The organism is Treponema sp. OMZ 798 (assembly GCF_024181385.1).
Taxonomy (GTDB): domain Bacteria; phylum Spirochaetota; class Spirochaetia; order Treponematales; family Treponemataceae; genus Treponema_B.
This window is the reverse complement of sequence record NZ_CP051305.1, coordinates 2,855,403-2,874,296: the sequence shown is the minus strand read 5'-3', so window position 1 is coordinate 2,874,296 and position 18,894 is coordinate 2,855,403. Positions and strand designations below refer to the sequence as shown.

The following is an 18,894-nucleotide window of genomic DNA, read 5'->3' as shown; positions in this document are numbered from 1 at the left end:
ATGAAATGGTGGCAAATACAATTCCCCGAAGAGGAAACTTCCTCAACACCCCTAGCTATCTCTCCAGATGGGAAAAAAACACTTATAGACTGGATGGAGGCAATCGAATCTAACAGAAGATTTCCATTCCAATACAGACTATCCCCAAAAATGTCATTGGACGACTATATCGCCGATGACTTGGGTGTACCATTATTCTCAGAACAAGTTCGAAATATCATAGATGAATTAATGACAGGCGAGGAAGGAATTGAATGGTACGAAGTGTCCGTAGTTCAGTCAAGAAATCAGTATCGTTATTTTGCTCCAAAATTCACTAGAACTCTTGATATACTTAATGAAGACAGTTCTCTTTATGGGGTGAATAAGAGCATATTGATTAAAGCAGTACTCTCTGCGGAGAAGATAAAAAAATACTCGATTGTCCCAATTGTTGGTTCCTCTGAGGCGTTTTTCTTCCCAACGAGAATAGCGATCTCTGACAGAGTCAAAAAGGCGTTGAAAAAGTCATGAAGGAGCATATTGAGATATCATTTCCAAGTGAAATATCAAACTTAACAAGCCTAGAAATTGATCTGCAGGCTGTAGAAGTTCGGTTTAGTGAGATAGTAGATAGACTTGTGAAAGAACTTGATATAGGAGGAAGATCTTTGGTTATTTCCGTTATGACCAGAGCCTCGGATAGGGTTGGGGTAGCTAAACGTTCTTTTCGCTGGGGAGATCGGTATCGCTTATTTATCTCAATCTCCATTCCTAGTCATAAACAAGCTCTATGGGGACTTCGAAAAGTAGAATGGTCTTTATGGAATCCGATATCAGACAGTAGGCACTTTTATTTCGTAGAAGAGATAGATTACTCAAGTTATAATACAATAGAGGACTACATTGTCGACGCAGCGACAAAAGCACTAATTCTACTTTTTACCAAAGGTGTAACATGTGGTGGGCATCGGATTAAATTCAGCAAATGCCCTTTATGACCCCGAACGCAAGCTCCGCAAGTACCTCCAAGGGGGTAAGATCGAGCAGTCGGGCGAGTGGCACTTCGAGTATGACAAGGATGGACAGCTTACCGAGAAGTACAAAGGCTCAGGCAAGTGGTGGGACACGAAGCGTGAACGCTGGCGGTATGAGTGGAATCAGAACGGGACGCTTAAGGCGGTTAAGGCGCCTCATAGGTCGAACTGGGTAGAGTTTACCTACGATGCCTTGGGGCGTCGTCTCAGCAAGCTCGCCAGTGAATACACCCATTGGGTATGGAACGGCAATGTGCCGTTGCATACCGAGTGGAACTCTGGCAGGGAATGGAAGGACGACGGCTGGCAGCACTACGAGCTTGACCTCAGGACTTGGGTCTTTGAGGAGGAGAGCTTCGTGCCGATGGCACTGCTCCTCAATGGCAAGGTGTACAGCATCGTTACCGACCAGTTAGGCACGCCAACGGAGGCGTACAACGTCGAGGGCAAGGAGGTTTGGCATCGCAGACTCGATATGAACGGTAAGATACTGGAGGAGGTGTACGACAGGAATGCCCCATACAGCGAGCAGATACGCATCCCATTCCTCTTCCAAGGACAGTACTACGACCACGAGACGGAGCTGGCTTACAACCGTTTCAGGTACTACTCACCAGAATTGGGGAGATATATTTCGGAAGACCCGATACGATTTGCTAGTGGAACGTTAGCACTGCATAACTATGTAGAAGATAGCAATAGCTGGCTGGATGTGTTGGGGTTAACATATAAGAGCAAAAAAACAGGTGAGGATGTTAATTCTAGCGTCACGGTATTCTCAAGGCAGAAGGTTGCCCACAATCAAGTAGAAATACATGTTGATAGCCATGGTCCCCATGTACACATCAATCGGGGAACAAAAAAAGAACAGTGTATAAACATATCAGGGTTGACTGTTGGACAGGCACAAGAAAAACTTCCTAAAAAAGTAGCACAGAATTCTCGTGTCCAAGACGCTCTTAAAAAGGCATTGGAGGATTGATGAAAAAAAGAAGCATAACGGTTCGCTATAACGAAGAGGGGATCCCGTATATTACACCCAAGTCAGGTTGTTATCTTTCCTTTCAGATCTCACCTATAGGAGGTGAGATTGAAATTTTGGGTAATGAAATCGGATTACAGCTTCTAGCAAGGAGCATCTTAGGTATAGCTAAAATGGAGGAGGTGGATATGACATATCATATCCACCTAGATGAATTGTACTCCTTAAATGAAGAAGGTAAGAGTTTTGTTATTCGTAAAATAGAGAATGACGATCTTAAGTGAAGAAGTATGGAGAGTAGTAAAATTGCGACTTTCTAGAACGACAAGGTGATAATAAAAAAAAAGAGTACTACTACATCCGCTTCTATAATTATACAGACTTAATTAACCATACGTCATCTAATATTGTTTATGACAAGAAAGGCTTTATAAAGAAGCCTATAGAGCTACACTTAAGGACAGATATATCCCAACAGGTATTTATGACAGATAGTAGCTACTTCTTCAACAGGCTATTTTGTACTGATGAGTTTCGAAAAGCTTGCTTGGAAGCTTCTATTTATGGGGTGGAATTTGTGGAAGCGTTAAAAGCTGGAATCTATAAGCCATAATACTCTCAAGATAGTACGACTCGTATTGGGATTGTAGGTAATCCTACTGATTAGAATTATCCGCCGAGTAAGCGAGGCGAAGAAAAGTCATTGGGTTCTTAAATCCTCCCTTAGAGCTATCGCTTGCTCTTGTAGCTTAATGAGGAGCACGGAATACTTCTCGAGCTTGGCGAGCATTCGTTGAGCCGTGGCTACGGAGTGGTAGCTGTTCAGCGTCTTCACGGCTTCGTTGTAGAGGATGCCGATCTGCTGGATAGAGGCGATGATGGAAGACAATTCACGGAGATGCTTCTCAGTGGACTTGTCCTTTGTAATAACCTTGAACGGCTCGCCTAAGACTCGGGCTCTCACATAGTCGCTCTTGGTCTTCGCTCCCGACTTTCGGTAGAGCCTCTCGACCTTCTCTTGGAGCAGGATGCGATTTGGACTATGTTCCGAACAAGGGTGTCAAAGGCGAAATAAACTGTGCCGCCTCAGGCTCTCTCGGTTTCGGAGGCCATAACGGTGTTGCCGTCTTTAAAAAGATAAAGTAAGGGCTTTTTAAAAAGCTCTAATCAGATAAGCTAAAACCGTTCAGAATGTATGGACTTCCAACATTTTGAACGGTTTTTTGTTGGTTGAAAAAGACATGGCCTTGGAAATATTTTTTAATCATCAGTATCGTGTATATTAGTTTTCATAATAGCTATTGTCTCTTCTAATGTGGATAATCTGTGTTATGAGTTTTAATCAACATACCCAGACGCAGAGCATCGGGGTACAGTGCTCAATGTTTCGCACTGTATGTTCTCATAAGGTGGTTGCAGTCGGCTTTAATACCCTTTGTTACGACGCAAAGCGTCGGGGTATTAAACCCTCCGCACGAATAAAATCTTGAATTGCCATTTGACCTCTCCCATTATTTGTCCTCTTAAAGATTAGTTTAGTCCGATTCAGTATAATCATTGTTCAGCTATCATTTATCTGCCATACAGCATAGCCATGCTGAGTTAGATTTTGCTATGGCTTTTACTCTGTAACTATGGGTACATTCTCTGGTTTGTGGACACACAAATGCTTTTTTCTTACTTGAAAAAAATAAGGTATTGATGTAGGATTAAGGATGAAGAAGTTTTGTTAAGAATATAATCTAAATAGGAGACAGCAAAAATGGATAATTGTATATTTTGTAAAATTATTAAAGGCGAAATACCCGCAAGTAAGATTTATGAAGATGATGATTGCTTAGCATTTTTGGATATTCAGCCTGTAAACGCAGGCCATGTATTAATAATTCCCAAAATACACGAACAATACATATATAAAATCGATGACAAGATAACATCTAAAATGTTTATGGTAACAAATAAAATTAACAAAGCAATACGTCAGTCTAAAATAAAATGTGAGGGTATTAACTATTTTTTAGCAGATGGAGAAGCGGCCTTTCAAGAAGTGAGCCATGCTCATATACACTGTTTCCCAAGATATAAAGATGACGGATTTAAACTACAGTTTTCTGAAAGGTACTATAATCACAAGCCGAATAGAGAAGAATTAGAAAGAGTAGCTAAGGAAATACGAGAAAATTTGTAAAGTAAAACAGTATACCTTTATAATTTTTTGTGTGTGCTATAGCAATACTTTAAGCATGGAGAAAAAATGGAAAAAATAAAATCATTGTTTGATTTATACAATCGTAAAGAAACCGGTTTATCAAGAACTTTGGCTTGCTTATTTTATTCTGACTATAGGGTAATTCGAGAAATTATAAAAGGCGAAAACTTTAAATTTAAAAAGGAAGATGTTAAGACACTAGAAGTTTATTATGAGCCCAGTTTTGGTTCTGCACGTTTTGATATCCTTTGTTTAAGCAAGAATTATGCAATAGTTATAGAAACTAAAATAGGGCTAAGCACTGTTGGACAAGATCAAATGAATAGGTATTTAAAAATTCTTGAAAATTACAGTCAGCCGAAAAAGATTCTTATATTGCTAACACAGTATAATAATCAAATTGAATTTTCAGCAAACACTAATGTAAAGATTCTGTATAAAGAATGGAAAGAAATATATGAAGTAATCAAAAAATACAACATAACTATAAATATCGCAGATGAATTTGATAGTTATCTTACAGGGAGTCAAAATATGAAAATATCGGATATAGACATATGGGCGGTTGTCATCAATAAAGATGCTGAGATCAAAAGAATAGAGGAAGACCTTGTTTATAGAAATGACAATTATCACCAACCAATATTTATCGGGATTCGTGAATGGGATACAGATGCAAAAAAAGTATTGATAAAAAAATTATATCCCGTAAAAGAAATTATACCGCCTAAAACCCCTCGTTCTCGTATTTATAATTCTGATGATGATAAAGCATACATCTATGTTTTGGATAATCCGCTAATATTGAAAAAACCAATATATAAAAAATTCAATCAAAATTCAGCTATAAGCGTAAGTTTTTCTGATCTAGAATTTGCATAATATACACTTCCCGATAATAATTTATTATTTTATCGTCATCTTGTACTTCTTGCTCAAAAGATATACAATAATGCTAATATAATATTCATAAGCGTAGGAGATATAAAATGAAAAAAATATCGTTTGAATTAATCAAAAAAATTGATTTTGTGTTGATTTTTATTTTCTCGATTTTAGGAATTGTTACATGGGTTATTATTATGATAAGTATATTTGACCCATTTAGAAGCCGCCGCAGCGTATCAAATGAAGTCGCGATTGTTGAAGACGAAACTAAAGAAGAAATACGGGAATATATAGAATTCAACGAAAAGATAAAAGATGTTTTTATTTTTAACCTTAAAAGCTCTAAAATAAAAGCCGATGGGCTGTATGATGATATACCTAAAGTTTCTCTTAAATCAAGCCCAAGTTTTTCGGCAAAATCCGGTAATGAAGGAATTACAAACTTAATTTTTATAAAAGATAAAAATTACGAAGAGTATAACCTATTTGAATCAAATATTTTTATATATAGATATCGATTTGCTGAAAGCTCAAACAGAAATAACATTTCTTGCGATAAAAATATTTATGCTGTTGTAAATGAAGACACAAACAACGATAAAACTCTAAATACAAAGGATAATGTAGCCTTATACGTTTCCGATTATGACGGTAAAAATTTAATTCAAGTTTCAAACTCGGTATATAAGGTTAGAATTACAGACAACAACCAACTTTTATTCACTGAACATGATGGAACGGTTTTGACGTTTTTTTTGTATGATATTGATTTAAATAAAAAAACAAAATTAAAGTCAATCGAGCAAGAATATCCGGAAAAGGAGATTTATCTATAATTATTAAGAGTATTAAATTGAGGGCAAAAATGAAAAATCTTAAAAATTTACTTTTATTGTTATCGTTATTTCCGGTCTTTTCATGCAGTTATAATAATATAGTAAGTATAATAGCTCCGCATGAGGAGATAGAGATTGCAAAAGAATATATATCTAAATTTAAAGAAAAAGATTTTAACTTTATATATGAAAATTCAGATGAAAATATAAAAAAACAGCTTACGCAAGAAACATTTAATAATATTGAAACACTTATCCCAAATTCAAAAGTAAGTAATATCATAATGTTAGGCTCACATAAAAAAATACTAAATGAGCAAACTTATTATGAGTTTTTATTTGAATATGAATATCAAAATAAAGAATTTCGAATTATATCCTTAAACTTTAAAAAAGAAAACACGCTAATACTACAGGGCTTTCGTATAACAGCGGCTCCTGATTCACAAAAAAACATAAACAAATTCACATTAAAAGATAAAACATGGAAACACATTACTATTCTTTTACTCGCAATTTTAATGCCGTTATACTCCATATTTATTTTTGTTTTATGTATAAAAACTCCTAAGTTTAAAAAGAAAGTATTATGGTGTATTTTAATCTTGTTTGGCATATTTTCTGTCTCAATAAACTGGACAACAGGCAGTATAAATTTATCTTTTTTTGCTATTTATTTTTTATCTGCATCAGCAATGGCGGCAAGCCCATATGCAGCATGGAATATAAGTTTTTCAATACCTTTATTTGCAATTTTATTTTTATTTAAAAGAAAAAAACTTATTAAAAATAACCAGGTGCAAACCTGATTGAAAAACACTTTTTTTTATGATATATTATTCCCATAATTTAGGATTATTTTATGGAAGAAAAATTATCTACGCTTTGCTCGGTTTTAAACAAAGATCAACCGGTACTTGTACAAACTCATGATTTTCCCGATCATGATGCAATAGGAGCGGCCTATGCTCTTTCAAAACTTTTAGAAAATTACGGCTATACAACAGAAATAGCTTACGGAGGACTCGTTCAAAGTCTTCCCTTGATCGAATTCGTCAAATATCTAAATAACCCTCTTTTAAAAGTAGAAGAAATTGAAGATCTCAAAAAATATCAAGTTATAATTGTAGACGGCTCTCCCTTTAAAGCTACGGTTTCAAAGGTTGGAGGAGTCCTAAAAGCCATTATAGACCATCATCCTCCCCGCACAAAATCCACTGCAGCATACATGGACATAAGACCCGAAATGGGAGCCTGCTGCTCAATTATCTGGTCATACTGGAAAGAAAGCGGTAAAGAATATGACAGAATAACGGCTACTGCAATGATTGCAGGTATTCAGCTTGATACATCATTTTTATCAAGACGAGTCAATCATCTTGATATGGATGCCTATTATGAACTTTATTTTAAATCCGATGTTCAGACAATGTATCAAATGATTAAAACGACAATACACATTGGTGAACTCGAAGAAATAGGCAGGGCATTTACCGATTATTTTCAGATAGGAAACTTCCTCTTGGTGGAATTAAGCAAAGACTATTCGAGAGCTATTTTGTCGGTTGTAGCAGATTTTTTAATTTGGATCAAGGATATTTCTTTTGTTATCGTAATAGAAACAAACGGAGACGAATACAAACTATCTGCCAGAAGCCGCGATAAAACCCTCGATGCAGGTTATCTTGTTAAAGAAGCTCTAAGCGGTATAGGAAGAGGAGGCGGACATGCACATATGGCCGGAGGAATAATCGACTCTAAAAAATATCCCGGAAAAAAAATACTTTTAGGCTCAATCGTTGAGCTTGCAAATTCAGACAGAAAGGAATCACTGTGGACGAAAATAATGAAAAAACTTTAAAGCGTATTCTTTTAAAGGACCGCGAAATTATTCTTTTAGGAACAGCACATGTTTCTAAAGAAAGTATTAAGGATGTTGAATCTACAATTCGAAAAGAAAATCCCGATTGTGTATGTGTAGAATTGGATGAAGGAAGATACAAATCCCTAACCTCAAAAGATGCATGGCAGCAAATAAATATTTCCCAAGTATTGCGGGAAGGCAAAGGCTTTTTACTCCTTGCAAACCTTGTTTTATCCTCCTTTCAAAAAAAACTCGGAACCGACCTCGGTGTAAAACCCGGAGATGAAATGAAGGCGGCAATCGAAGTTTCTCAAGAACTAAACATAAAAACCGAAATGGTTGACCGCCCGATTCACACAACCTTAAAACGAGCTTGGGCAAAAAACCGCGGCTGGGGCAGATCGAAGCTCTTGGCAACTCTTTTAAGCGCCGCCTTTTCCAACGAAAAACTTGATGAAGCCGAAATCGAAAAATTAAAAAATCAAAGCGCAATGGACAATATGATGCAGGAAATGGCAGAGTACCTTCCAAACATAAAAGGCGTCTTAATCGATGAAAGAGACCGCTATCTTGCATCAAAAATTTGGGAAAGCGGCGGAAAAAAAATCGTAGCCGTCTTGGGGGCAGGACATCTTCCCGGAACGGAACGCTTTATAAAAGAACTTGAGGCTGGTACAAAAACAACAGACGTATCAGACATTGAGGTAATCCCTCCCAAAAGTACCGCAAGCAAGGCAGCCTCTTGGATATTTCCGGTAGTTATAATAGGCTTAATCATTCTCGGCTTCTTTAAGGGAGGCGGCATAAAAACCGGACAAATGCTTTTATCCTTTGTACTCTGGAACGGAGGACTTGCGGCAATCGGTGCCTTAATTGCACTCGGCCATCCTCTCGCTATCCTTGCATCCTTTTTGGGAGCCCCATTTACGACTATCAACCCTCTTTTGGGTATAGGAATGATTTCGGGACTGGTACAGGCTTGGGCAAAAAAGCCTCAGGTAAAAGACATGGAAAACCTCACAAACGATGCCGGCACCTTTTCAGGCTGGTATAAAAACAGAATAACAAAGGTTCTGCTTGTTTTTATTCTTTCTTCGCTTGGAAGCTCGATAGGAACATTTATAACGGTTCCTGCCCTTATTGCAAATCTGATTAAATAAGAATGCCAACATGAATATAGGCTATAAGGCTTATAAAAAAGGAGGGGAACCTCTGTAAAGGAGGTTCCCATTATGAAAAAAAAACTAAAAAATGGAAAAAGGCGCCGATCAGAATCGAACTGATGAATGAAGGTTTTGCAGACCTGTCCCTTACCACTTGGGTACGGCGCCGAAGTTTAGATAGTATATCAAAAAATACAAACTTTGACAAGGCCTTATAGCAATTTTAATAAAAAAATAGTATAATGACAGATATGTTTGAAATGGAACCTGTTATAATAAAGAAAATATTTAAGAACAAACCTCATTATATTCTTACATGGTCGCCTCTTACAAAGGCCGATAAATACAAGATAAACCGTGCAGTTCCCGCCGTTTCTGGTGTTTACGAGCTGTACAAAATGGATAAGGAAAAGCACCTCAATCTTTTATCGGTAACCCACGCGTGGTACGGAGGTTTAAGAAGCAATATACGGGAAGCAATCGACCCCGATACAAAAATAGATCCCGAAAGAAGAAAAATATTGGAAGATGACGATATAGAGCTTTACTACAGGTATTCATGCTCCGACTCCTTTGGAGATCTGCTGGACGTCGTTTGGTTCTTGCATTCGACATATTTTCCTGACGATATTCGTGTAGAATCATCAAAACGATATGAAAATTTTTTCCTTACGGAAAGAGCACCCGATAAGGTTTACTGGCTGGAATAAATAAACTTATGAAAACCGAATTCTCCCTTACAAAAAAGAGCATACTATCTTTTGTCTGTATTTTTTTATTGACGGTCAATTTGAACTCCAATTCTGCCGTAAAAAGGTTGCCTAACTTTTACGATAATGTGCCGAGTGAAAAACTGGCATCCGAAATAGTCGAAAACATGACCGATGAAGAACTTTTGGCTCAAACCTTTATGTTCGGCTGGGCCGGTCAAGATCCCGGAGACTTACTTTTATCATGGATTGAAGACTCCGGACTGGGCAGCATCAAGATTTTCGGCTGGAACACCGGAGACTCCCACAAGCTTGCCAAGTCAATTTCACTTTTGCAAAAAAAATCCCTCGAAGGAAGATTCGGCATCCCGCTCTTTGTTGCAACCGATCAAGAAGGGGGCTGGGTACGGCATGTCAAAGGATTAACCTCAGAGACTCCGGGAAACCTTGCAATAGGAGCATCAGGCATACCCCAAGATTCTTACTATTCAGGCTATTATATTTCAAGAGAAATAAGAGCCCTAGGTATAAACTTAAATTTTGCTCCCACTGTAGATCTTTTAACGGATCATGACTCCTCAATAATAGGCCCCCGCTCCTTTGGAGACTCCCCTCATGCCGCCGGTATCTTAGGAGCAGCCTTTGTAAGGGGAAGCAGGGATGCAGGCGTTCTTACAACAGCAAAGCATTTTCCGGGCCACGGAGATACCAGCATCGATAGTCACGGCCGTTTACCTAAAATCGACATATCCGAAGAAACCTTCCGCAGCAGGGAGCTGATACCTTTTAAATACCTGATAGATGCCGGCGTACCTGCAATTATGACAGGACACCTAAATTTTTCGTCAATCTTACCTAATGGAGAACCGGCCACCTTTTCCAAATATCTTTTAAAAGATATCCTGCGCGGAGAACTTGGCTTTAAGGGACTCATAATTACCGATGACATGATGATGCACGGCGCTATGAATTTTGCAGGCGGCATTGCAAAGGCCGTGAAAATGGCCTTAGAAGCCGGAAACGATATAATCGAATCCTCGACAACACCTCGGCACTATCAAGCGTTTTGGAAGGATAATATCAGGGCAATGAAGGACGACCCCCAATTTAAAGAAAGGGTAAAGGATGCAGCCTTTAGAATTTTAGTTGAAAAATTAAAGTATTTTAAAAGCGATAACCATGTTCCCATTATGCCCGATATAGAAAAACTTGATGAAAACATCCCCGATAAGGAAGGCCAAAAATTCTTTTTAAGCCTGGCGGGCCGCTCAACTACAATAGTGCGCGATGCAGATATCCCTTTTAAACCTGAAGAACATGAGGATATCCTCCTTGTGTCTGCCTATAAAGATTTTTTTAAATACGGCTTAAAACGTTTCCCCAAGGCAAAAATAATAGAGGTAGACTCAGCCTATCACCATGCACGGCGCTTTGATACAATAATTTTTTGTCTTTCCGATAAGTACTCTTTAAGTGTTTTACAAAAAATAATGCAGGCCTATCCCAAGAAAAAATACATAGTTATTTCAGTCCTGTCCCCCGCATTTTTGGCAAAGGTCCCTAAAGCTGAAACGGCTATTGCCATTTACAGCTATTCGCCTGCATCCTTTACCGCTGCATTCGGAGCCCTTTGCGGAGATTTTAATGCTAACGGAAGACTTCCTATCTCAGGAATAGAGTAATGAAATGCCCGGTTCTTCATCTTACAAGCAGCAATATAAATCTCTTCATCGATAACATTCTACCCTATGAACACTTATGCGTAAATCTTGCCGAATGTCTAAAAAAACAAAAAAGATTTTTTGATGCAGGCCAAGAACTTTTTACCTTTATAAAGGCTGATGCCTTTTTTTCAAATAATCAAGAATTTATAGGGATTTTATTTTTAGCAGCTCACAGTGTTTTACTCCATTGCTTTACCAAAGAAATTACTGATGATATTGCAAAATATATCAAAAAAGATTTTTTAAAACACACAGAACCTCTTTCCGTGATGGGAGAAAAAAACACCTCCATCTATTTAGAAAAATTAATAAATGAAAGTCTGTCACTTGTGCCTGACCGTTTTGAAAACTACAAACTTCTTACCCTCAAAACAAAACCTTCAGCACCTAACATTTTTTGTATAAGGGCTTCCGATAATTTAAATACCGAATTGGAATTTATAAAACCTCCGATTCAAGATGCAGAACTCCTTTGCCCGATGGAAATAGAATACAATGAAACCGAAGTATTGGCCCCAGGAGTAAGAGCCTCTCACGAATCCTGCCTAAAGCTTCTAAAAAAAAGAATAAACAATCATGCCCTATATGCAGTAAAAAAAGACGGCAAGTATATTGCAAAGGCCGGAATAAATGCTTCCGGTTTTAGATGGAATCAAATAGGCGGAGTCTTTACAAGAGCGGAATATAGAAATAAGGGTGTGGGTGCGGCAAATATGATGATGCTGATAAATGACTGCTTTCAGTATAAAAAAAAATGCGCCCTCTTTGTAAAAATTAAAAATCAGGCAGCAAGGCAAATGTATAAAAAAATAGGATTCAAAGAATCGGGAGATTTTCGGATCTCATATTTTTAAAAAAACAATTGAAAATTAAAAAGAACTTACTCTAAAAATTTGCTAAAAAGAACATTGCAAGCAAGGAAGCATATCTGGCCTTTTCTTCAGATATAATTTCCACCTTTGAAAGACGTGTAACATAATACCAAAAAAATCCGAAGTCAGGATCAATGCGGAATGCATACTCGACAAAAGAATCGGTTTTTACCAAGTCTCCAAAAAGAAGGGCAACAACATCGCGTAAAATTGCAAAACAATCTTCAAATGATTCCTTGTATGCCGCAGGATGCTCCGATCTTATAAGTTTTTCACATAAAGAATTTATCCTGTACAAGGTATCTTCTTTACATTCTTCATCATCTTTTTCAACCCAAGTTTTTTGTACAAGCAGCTGAATATTTTTCATAAAACTTTCTATCAAGTTTTTTTCGGCATCTATCTTGGTTCTATCCGTATAAATTTCAAAAGAAGCCCCTCGTCCGAAGGCCTTGGATATTTTTAAAGCCGATGAGACAAGCTCCGTATCTGCAGCATCTATAAATCTTGGAATTTCAAAAACTGCAATCTCTTTTATTTCAGGGGACATCAAAAATTCATCATTAAATATCGGATCAACCATGGCTATACCTTGCTATTTTATCAAGATTTTGTCAATACCTTAAAAGCATTTTATTTACTTTTTTTTGCAGGAAGAGGATTTTTCCAATACCAGCAATGCTTATATTTTTTTAAAAATATCGAAAATCTTATTATTATCCTTATTAAAAGATATAAACTTTGGGCTGCTCCGATAATAATAGAATATTCTAAGAACACAAAATAGAGTAAGCAGCTTAAGGGCACTAAAAAATCGGGCAAAGCTTCTCTTAACTTTTCTGCCGTAGCTGAAAGAACCGATTGAATAAACAACACATTATAGAATGTAATAATCACGGTCTGCATAAATATCGGAGCCTGAACTTTCCAAACTAAAACAGCTCCTATGAGGGCAGAAAATACAAGGTGTAAAAATAAACGTATAGTCAATTTTTTTGTTCTAAAAATAACTAGAATTCCTGTAAGCCAAGCCGCTCCAAAGGCAGCAAGCATAATTATGTGAATAATGCTCAAACCTAGCACAATAGAATGAGAACTAAGTTCTCTAATAGCGCTAAAAGAAGCAAGGGCTGCCGTAATTGTAATTGCCATCGCACCTTCACTTGTACTAAAGAGAGCAAACTGCATTACCCCGTCTTTAAAGCGGCCCCAAAATGTTCCTATCTGACCTACATATAAAAACTGATATACGCAAAAAAGCAAAATCGGATTTGTAACCCTAAAACAAAGCATTAAAATACCGGTAAGAAGTCCTGTAACAAAGCTGTCCAAAAAATGATCAAAATATTCCCCTAATGAGGAACCGGTCTTTGTTCTTCTTGCCTGTATTCCATCCGAACAATCGCCTACAATATAAGACCAGCATAGGATCGGTATAAGCCATAAAAACTTATACGCATCATGTAAATAGTTTATATAAGCAATAAAAAACGCAAGGACTACAAGGCCATTGGAAAATATCGTTATTATATTGGCCGGAACGGATTCAGGTAAAATCCTTACAAGGGGGAAAACAAAATACTTGTAAAGCAGAGGAGTAAGTAAGGACTTATCCTCTGCACTGTAAGAGTAATTTTCCATTAATTATTCTTTTACTATACTCTTTTATAGTTTTTAATTTCTGTCTTTATTCTTGAAATTAATTCAGCCCTGGGAATCCTAACCTGTTCCATGGAATCTCTAAAACGCAGGGTAACCGTATTATCTTCTTTTGAATCATAATCTACAGTTACGCAGAAAGGAGTTCCGACCTCATCCTGACGGCGGTATCTTTTTCCGATAGCTCCGGCTTGATCGTAATCGGTCTTAAATTCCTCTTTAAGCTCATTTCGAATTTCAGCAGCCAATTCTGCAAGCCCGTCTTTTTTCATCAAGGGAAGAACAGCTACAGTTATAGGAGCAATATTCGGGTGGAAGCGAAGTACGGTTCTCCAATCATCATCGTTTCCCTTATCGGCAACCTTTTCTTCATCGTAAGCATCACAGATAAACATAAGCACATTTCGTGTTAATCCGGCTGATGTTTCAATTATATACGGAATGTATTTTTCGTTTCCGTTATCTTGATCGATGTACTGCATATCCTTGCCTGAATACTCGGTATGGCGTGTAAGGTCATAGTTGGTTCGGTTGTGTACACCCTCAAGCTCCTTAAAGCCCATCGGGAATTCGTATTCAATGTCGTAAGCATCTTTTGCATAATGGGCAAGTTCATCTTTGCCGTGCTGGTGCCATTGAAGCTTATTTGTTCTTACTCCGTATTTTTCATAGAAGGCCCAGCGCTGTTTTTTCCAATAGTCGAACCATTCATCATCGCTTCCGGGCTTTACAAAAAACTGCATTTCCATCTGCTCGAATTCGCAGGTTCTAAAAATAAAGTTTTTTGTAACAATTTCGTTTCGGAAGGCCTTTCCGATCTGTGCGATTCCGAAGGGAATCTTCATTCGGTTAGATTGAATAATATTTTTATAGTTTACATAGATACCTTGAGCCGTCTCCGGGCGAAGATAAATAACACTTGAGTTATCGTCAGTAGGACCAATATGAGTTTTAAACATAAGATTGAATTTACGTGTATCGGTAAGCTCGCCTCCGCAATCGGGACAAACTTTTTTTTCAAGGTTTTCAGGAGAAAGATGGTCTGCTCTAAAGCGGCTTTTACATTTTTTGCAGTCAACTAAAGGATCGGTAAAATTTTCAACATGGCCGGAGGCTTCCCACGTGCGGGGATGCATCAAAATTGCAGCATCAAGCCCTACAATATTATCATGAAGTTGTGTCATCTCCTTCCACCATGCACGCGAAACATTATTTTTTAATTCTATTCCTAAAGGGCCGTAATCCCATGCACCGTTTTGTCCCCCGTAAATTTCGGATGATTGAAAAACAAAACCTCTTCTTTTACAAAGACTTACAATTTTTTCCATTGAAATTTTATGATCTTCCATAAAGTATCTCCCTTTTGCTAATAAGAATTACTGATTATAATATTTTTTTAATCTTTATACAAGTACCGATTAAATAGGCTCACAGATTATACAAATTGCAAGCCTAGTTTAACAAAAAAAGAGTTTTACAGTTGCAAATATAGTTTTTTTATGCGATAATATTACCATGAAAACAGATATAGAAATAGCTAGAGAAGCGAAGCTAAACAAAATCGCTGAAATTGCAGACGGCTTAGGGATTCATGACGATAACGTCATTCCCTATGGAAAGTACATAGCCAAGGTTCCCTATAGCGTTATAGATGATGAAAAGGTAAAAAAGAACAATCTAATCCTTGTTACTGCTATCACGCCTACAAAGGCCGGAATCGGAAAAACAACCGTATCAATCGGTCTTGCCTTAGGCTTAAATAAAATCGGAAAAAAGGCGGTTGCTGCCTTGCGGGAGCCTTCCTTAGGCCCCTGTTTCGGTATGAAGGGAGGTGCAGCAGGAGGGGGCTATGCTCAAGTCTTGCCTATGGAAGACATTAACCTCCACTTTACCGGAGACTTCCATGCAATAACTTCGGCACACAACATGATAAGTGCCCTCTTTGACAATTACATTTTTAGAATGCAGGGAACTCCGAAAGCGATCAAAACAGTACTTTGGAAGAGGGTTTTAGACGTTAACGACAGAAACTTACGCCAAATTGTTACCGGATTAGGAGACGGTAACGGCGTAGTAATGGAATCCGGCTTCGATATTACCCCGGCTTCCGAAATCATGGCTATTTTCTGTCTTGCAAAAGACATTGAAGATTTACGCCGAAGAATCGAAAATATCATATTGGGCTATGATACCGAAAACAATGCCGTAAAGGTAAAAGACTTAGGTATTGCAGGTTCAATCGTAGTTCTTTTAAAGAACGCCATTAACCCCAACCTTGTACAGACAACGGAAAATACCCCGGCCTTTATTCACGGCGGCCCCTTTGCAAACATTGCCCACGGATGTAACTCCGTAATAGCAACAAAGACGGCCCTCACCTACGGTGAATATGTAATTACCGAAGCAGGCTTCGCCGCAGACCTCGGTGCCGAAAAATTCTTCGACATCAAGTGCCGAAAAGCAGGGTTAAATCCGAAATTGACGGTAATTGCAGCCACTACAGGCGGTTTAAAAATGCACGGAGATGTTCCCGAAAAGGAAATATCCAAGCCCAACGCAGAAGCTCTCAAAAAAGGCTTGGCCAACCTTGATAAGCACATTGAAAACATGAAAAAATTCGGTCAGACTGTAGTCGTAGCTCTTAACAGATACGGATACGACATTGACTCCGAGTTGGATCTGGTTAAAAAGCACTGTGAAGCACAGGGCGTAGGCTTTGCAGTAAACAATGCCTTTGTCGAAGGCGGAACAGGAGCTGTTGCGCTCGCCGAGCTCGTTGTCAAGACCATCGAAACAAATCCGTCAAAGCCCTTAAAATTCATTTACGAAGACAAGGACTGCATAAAAACCAAGATAGGAAAAATCTGTAAAGAAATCTATGGAGCTGCTGATGTTACATATTCGGGAGCTGCCGACAAGATGATCAAAAAGATTGAAGAAGCCGGAATGGCAGACTTCCCTGTTTGTGTTGCTAAAACACAGTACTCGTTCTCGTCGGATCCTAAACTTTACGGAGTTCCTACAGGCTTTGAAATGAATGTCAGGGATATAGTTTTAAACTCAGGCTCCGAAATGATTGTTGCAATTATGGGGGATATGATGAGAATGCCCGGTCTACCTAAAGATCCCCAAGCCGTAAGAATCGACTTGGTAAACGGAAACGTGGAAGGCTTGTCATAAAATTAAAAAAATATACGATACTATTTGATTTTTATAAAATAATATCGTATAATATAAGGTAGCTATTTATAAACTTGCCGAAAGGCAAGTTTATAAATTATATTAATATTTAAGGAGTAAAAAATGAAAAACATTTTGAAAGTTTTGGCAATTATGGCCCTTTTTTCTTTTGTACTTACGAGCTGTGGAACGCCGCCCACTCCTCCTCCCGAAGAAAAACCCGCACCTATTGTTGTAGAAGAGCCTGCACCCGAGGTAAAATCGGAACCAGCACCTGAACCCGCACCCATACCGGAACCGGTTGTTGAAGAGCCCAGAGATGTACCTGTAAAGGAATATGCAGTTGTACAAGGCGACACTCTATCCGAAATTGCTTTGAAATTTTACGGCACAAGAGAAAAGGCATACTACTTTCCTATAATTATGTCGATCAATCCCGGTAAAGTTCAGCATCCGGACAAACTCACACCTAAGACCAAACTTTTAATCCCTGATTTTGATCTTTTTATGAAACACTCACCTTCAAAAATGCTTGCAAGACCTGAGTTCGAAAAATGTATTAAAATTTATGAGGATGAAGGAAAGTCAGGAGTAGTTGAGTCTTTAAGACGACGGCTTAAAGAGTTTTAATCTTCGATATACAACTTCCTCCCTGAGGGGAGGAAGTTTTTTTATTCCCGCAAAACAATTTACAAACAATCAGGAGAATCTAATTTATGAATATAAGATATGCAGTAGATCTTACAAAGGAGCTTTTACAAATACACAGCCCCGGAGGCTACACAAAAACCATAATTGAACGAATAAAAAAAGAATTTGATGGTTTAGGCATAAAATATACTGAAACAAATAAGGGTGCCATTTACGGCACTATAGAAGGAAAAAACACTTCAAAACACAGAGTTGTTTCGGCCCATGCCGATACCCTCGGTGCTATGGTGCGTCAAATTAAGCCCAACGGCTGCCTAAAGCTTGCTCCTATCGGCGGTATAGCCTTTAACAGCATCGAAGGAGAAAACCTTTACATAATTACAAGAACAGGAAAGGTCATCACAGGTACAGGTCTTCCGGAAAAAGCCTCTGTTCATATCTTTGAAGCAATAGAAAAAGAAGAAAGGAATGGAGAAACCTTTGAAGTCCGTCTTGACGCTGAAACTCACTCAAAGGAAGAAACCTTAGCTCTCGGTGTAAACATAGGAGACTTTGTAGCCTTTGAGCCCCGCACAATCGAAACGGAAGACGGCTACATAAAGTCCCGCCATTTGGACGACAAGGCCTGCATAGGCATGCTTTTTGCCGCCTGTAAAGCTTTAAAGGAAAAGGGAGAGAAACCTGCTTACACTACTCACTTCTTTATAAGCAACTATGAAGAAATAGGCCACGGTTTTTACGGCATTCCAAAGGAATGTTTTGAGGTTTTAGCCCTGGACATCGGAACTGTCGGAGGCTGCCAAAATTCGGCTGAACATGCAGTAACAATCATCGCCAAGGATTCGCGCACCCCCTACGATTTCGGCTTTAGGCATAGACTTGAAAACCTTGCTATTCAAAATAAGATCAACTACAGAACGGATGTTATGTTCAGATACGGATCTGATGCCAGTATGTATGTCTTGCAGGGCTTCGATATTAACTTTGCATGTATGGGTCCGGGAGTAAGTGCCACCCACCATTATGAAAGAACTCATATAGATTCTTACAAAGAAACTATAAACCTCTTATATGCTTACTTAATGAGCGAGTAGGCTTTTAGGATTGAATTAAATACTATTTTAATTAATAATTTTGAGA

Annotated in this window: 21 protein-coding genes, 1 tRNA gene and 1 pseudogene; 18 read left to right on the top strand and 5 right to left on the bottom strand. The window is 38.2% G+C overall.

Translation table 11 applies throughout. From position 1 onward, the window contains the following. The 5 genes from E4O07_RS13300 to E4O07_RS13545 all read left to right on the top strand — a co-directional run bounded on the left by E4O07_RS13300 (position 1) and on the right by E4O07_RS13545 (position 2,611). The gene (locus E4O07_RS13300) at positions 1-513 is read left to right on the top strand and encodes a hypothetical protein (RefSeq protein WP_253686595.1); all 513 of its coding nucleotides are present in this window, start codon (positions 1-3) and stop codon (positions 511-513) included. After that, complete coding sequence (gene imm9 / locus E4O07_RS13550; RefSeq protein ID WP_371921933.1) at positions 510-980, top strand: Imm9 family immunity protein; 471 nt, start codon at positions 510-512, stop codon at positions 978-980. The genes E4O07_RS13300 and imm9 overlap by 4 nt, the downstream gene beginning before the upstream one ends. Then, the gene (locus E4O07_RS13460) at positions 940-1,998 is read left to right on the top strand and encodes an RHS repeat domain-containing protein (RefSeq protein ID WP_305879948.1); all 1,059 of its coding nucleotides are present in this window, start codon (positions 940-942) and stop codon (positions 1,996-1,998) included. The genes imm9 and E4O07_RS13460 overlap by 41 nt, the downstream gene beginning before the upstream one ends. Then, complete coding sequence (locus E4O07_RS13290) at positions 1,998-2,282, top strand: Imm32 family immunity protein (RefSeq protein ID WP_253683246.1); 285 nt, start codon at positions 1,998-2,000, stop codon at positions 2,280-2,282. Before E4O07_RS13460 ends, E4O07_RS13290 begins: the two co-directional genes overlap by 1 nt. A 74-nt stretch (positions 2,283-2,356) precedes the next feature. Beyond that, positions 2,357-2,611 (top strand): hypothetical protein, encoded by a 255-nt coding sequence (locus E4O07_RS13545; protein WP_371921987.1) that lies wholly within the window; start codon positions 2,357-2,359, stop codon positions 2,609-2,611. 87 nt (positions 2,612-2,698) lie between these two features. On the opposite strand, the gene E4O07_RS13285 is transcribed toward E4O07_RS13545, so the two are convergent. After that, positions 2,699-2,962, bottom strand: coding sequence for a plasmid mobilization protein (locus E4O07_RS13285; protein ID WP_253686593.1), 264 nt, complete (start codon positions 2,960-2,962; stop codon positions 2,699-2,701). Between the two features lie 41 nt (positions 2,963-3,003). Here E4O07_RS13285 and E4O07_RS13280 point away from each other — a divergent pair. From E4O07_RS13280 to E4O07_RS13250, 7 genes and pseudogenes are all read left to right on the top strand, one after another. Next, positions 3,004-3,144, top strand: a pseudogene (locus E4O07_RS13280) (beta-ketoacyl-[acyl-carrier-protein] synthase II); the annotation flags it as partial. Between the two features lie 616 nt (positions 3,145-3,760). After that, positions 3,761-4,186, top strand: coding sequence for an HIT family protein (locus E4O07_RS13275; protein ID WP_253686591.1), 426 nt, complete (start codon positions 3,761-3,763; stop codon positions 4,184-4,186). A 66-nt stretch (positions 4,187-4,252) separates the two neighbouring features. Next, positions 4,253-5,089, top strand: coding sequence for a PD-(D/E)XK nuclease family protein (locus tag E4O07_RS13270; RefSeq protein WP_002666880.1), 837 nt, complete (start codon positions 4,253-4,255; stop codon positions 5,087-5,089). A gap of 107 nt (positions 5,090-5,196) precedes the next feature. Next, a complete protein-coding gene (locus E4O07_RS13265) occupies positions 5,197-5,931 on the top strand; it encodes a hypothetical protein (RefSeq protein ID WP_253686589.1) in 735 nt (244 codons plus the stop codon). 29 nt (positions 5,932-5,960) lie between these two features. After that, positions 5,961-6,740, top strand: a complete 780-nt coding sequence (locus E4O07_RS13260; RefSeq protein WP_253686587.1) for a hypothetical protein — start codon at positions 5,961-5,963, stop codon at positions 6,738-6,740. A gap of 53 nt (positions 6,741-6,793) precedes the next feature. Next, positions 6,794-7,792: a DHH family phosphoesterase gene (locus E4O07_RS13255; RefSeq protein WP_253686585.1), complete on the top strand. Its 999-nt coding sequence runs from the start codon at positions 6,794-6,796 to the stop codon at positions 7,790-7,792. After that, positions 7,765-8,955 carry a TraB/GumN family protein gene (locus E4O07_RS13250; RefSeq protein ID WP_253686583.1) on the top strand — a complete coding sequence of 397 codons (1,191 nt, stop codon included), beginning with the start codon at positions 7,765-7,767 and terminating at the stop codon, positions 8,953-8,955. Before E4O07_RS13255 ends, E4O07_RS13250 begins: the two co-directional genes overlap by 28 nt. Before the next feature lie 99 nt (positions 8,956-9,054). Here the strand turns inward: E4O07_RS13250 and E4O07_RS13245 are convergent. Continuing rightward, positions 9,055-9,126, bottom strand: a tRNA-Cys gene (locus E4O07_RS13245). 83 nt (positions 9,127-9,209) lie between these two features. On the opposite strand from E4O07_RS13245, the gene E4O07_RS13240 reads away from it, so the two are divergent. From E4O07_RS13240 to E4O07_RS13230, 3 genes are read left to right on the top strand one after another with little or no spacing between them, the layout of a single operon-like run. Further along, entirely contained in the window at positions 9,210-9,668 is a 459-nt protein-coding gene (locus E4O07_RS13240) for a hypothetical protein (RefSeq protein WP_253686581.1), read from the top strand. An 8-nt stretch (positions 9,669-9,676) separates the two neighbouring features. Beyond that, positions 9,677-11,350 (top strand): glycoside hydrolase family 3 protein, encoded by a 1,674-nt coding sequence (locus E4O07_RS13235; protein WP_253686579.1) that lies wholly within the window; start codon positions 9,677-9,679, stop codon positions 11,348-11,350. Then, entirely contained in the window at positions 11,350-12,246 is an 897-nt protein-coding gene (locus tag E4O07_RS13230; RefSeq protein WP_253686577.1) for a GNAT family N-acetyltransferase, read from the top strand. The genes E4O07_RS13235 and E4O07_RS13230 overlap by 1 nt, the downstream gene beginning before the upstream one ends. A gap of 31 nt (positions 12,247-12,277) precedes the next feature. On the opposite strand, the gene E4O07_RS13225 is transcribed toward E4O07_RS13230, so the two are convergent. The 3 genes from E4O07_RS13225 to E4O07_RS13215 are packed head-to-tail and all read right to left on the bottom strand — an operon-like array spanning position 12,278 to position 15,272. Next, the gene (locus E4O07_RS13225) at positions 12,278-12,847 is read right to left on the bottom strand and encodes a hypothetical protein (RefSeq protein ID WP_253686575.1); all 570 of its coding nucleotides are present in this window, start codon (positions 12,845-12,847) and stop codon (positions 12,278-12,280) included. A 50-nt stretch (positions 12,848-12,897) separates the two neighbouring features. Then, on the bottom strand, positions 12,898-13,905 hold the full coding sequence (locus E4O07_RS13220; RefSeq protein WP_253686573.1) for a CDP-alcohol phosphatidyltransferase family protein: 1,008 nt from the start codon (positions 13,903-13,905) through the stop codon (positions 12,898-12,900). Positions 13,906-13,919: 14 nt separating this feature from the next. Further along, on the bottom strand, positions 13,920-15,272 hold the full coding sequence (locus E4O07_RS13215; protein WP_253686571.1) for a glycine--tRNA ligase: 1,353 nt from the start codon (positions 15,270-15,272) through the stop codon (positions 13,920-13,922). A 166-nt stretch (positions 15,273-15,438) separates the two neighbouring features. On the opposite strand from E4O07_RS13215, the gene E4O07_RS13210 reads away from it, so the two are divergent. The 3 genes from E4O07_RS13210 to E4O07_RS13200 all read left to right on the top strand — a co-directional run bounded on the left by E4O07_RS13210 (position 15,439) and on the right by E4O07_RS13200 (position 18,848). Next, complete coding sequence (locus E4O07_RS13210; RefSeq protein ID WP_253686569.1) at positions 15,439-17,103, top strand: formate--tetrahydrofolate ligase; 1,665 nt, start codon at positions 15,439-15,441, stop codon at positions 17,101-17,103. Positions 17,104-17,226: 123 nt separating this feature from the next. After that, positions 17,227-17,733: a LysM peptidoglycan-binding domain-containing protein gene (locus E4O07_RS13205; protein ID WP_253686567.1), complete on the top strand. Its 507-nt coding sequence runs from the start codon at positions 17,227-17,229 to the stop codon at positions 17,731-17,733. An 86-nt stretch (positions 17,734-17,819) separates the two neighbouring features. After that, on the top strand, positions 17,820-18,848 hold the full coding sequence (locus E4O07_RS13200; protein ID WP_253686565.1) for a M42 family metallopeptidase: 1,029 nt from the start codon (positions 17,820-17,822) through the stop codon (positions 18,846-18,848). Positions 18,849-18,894 lie beyond the last annotated feature (46 nt).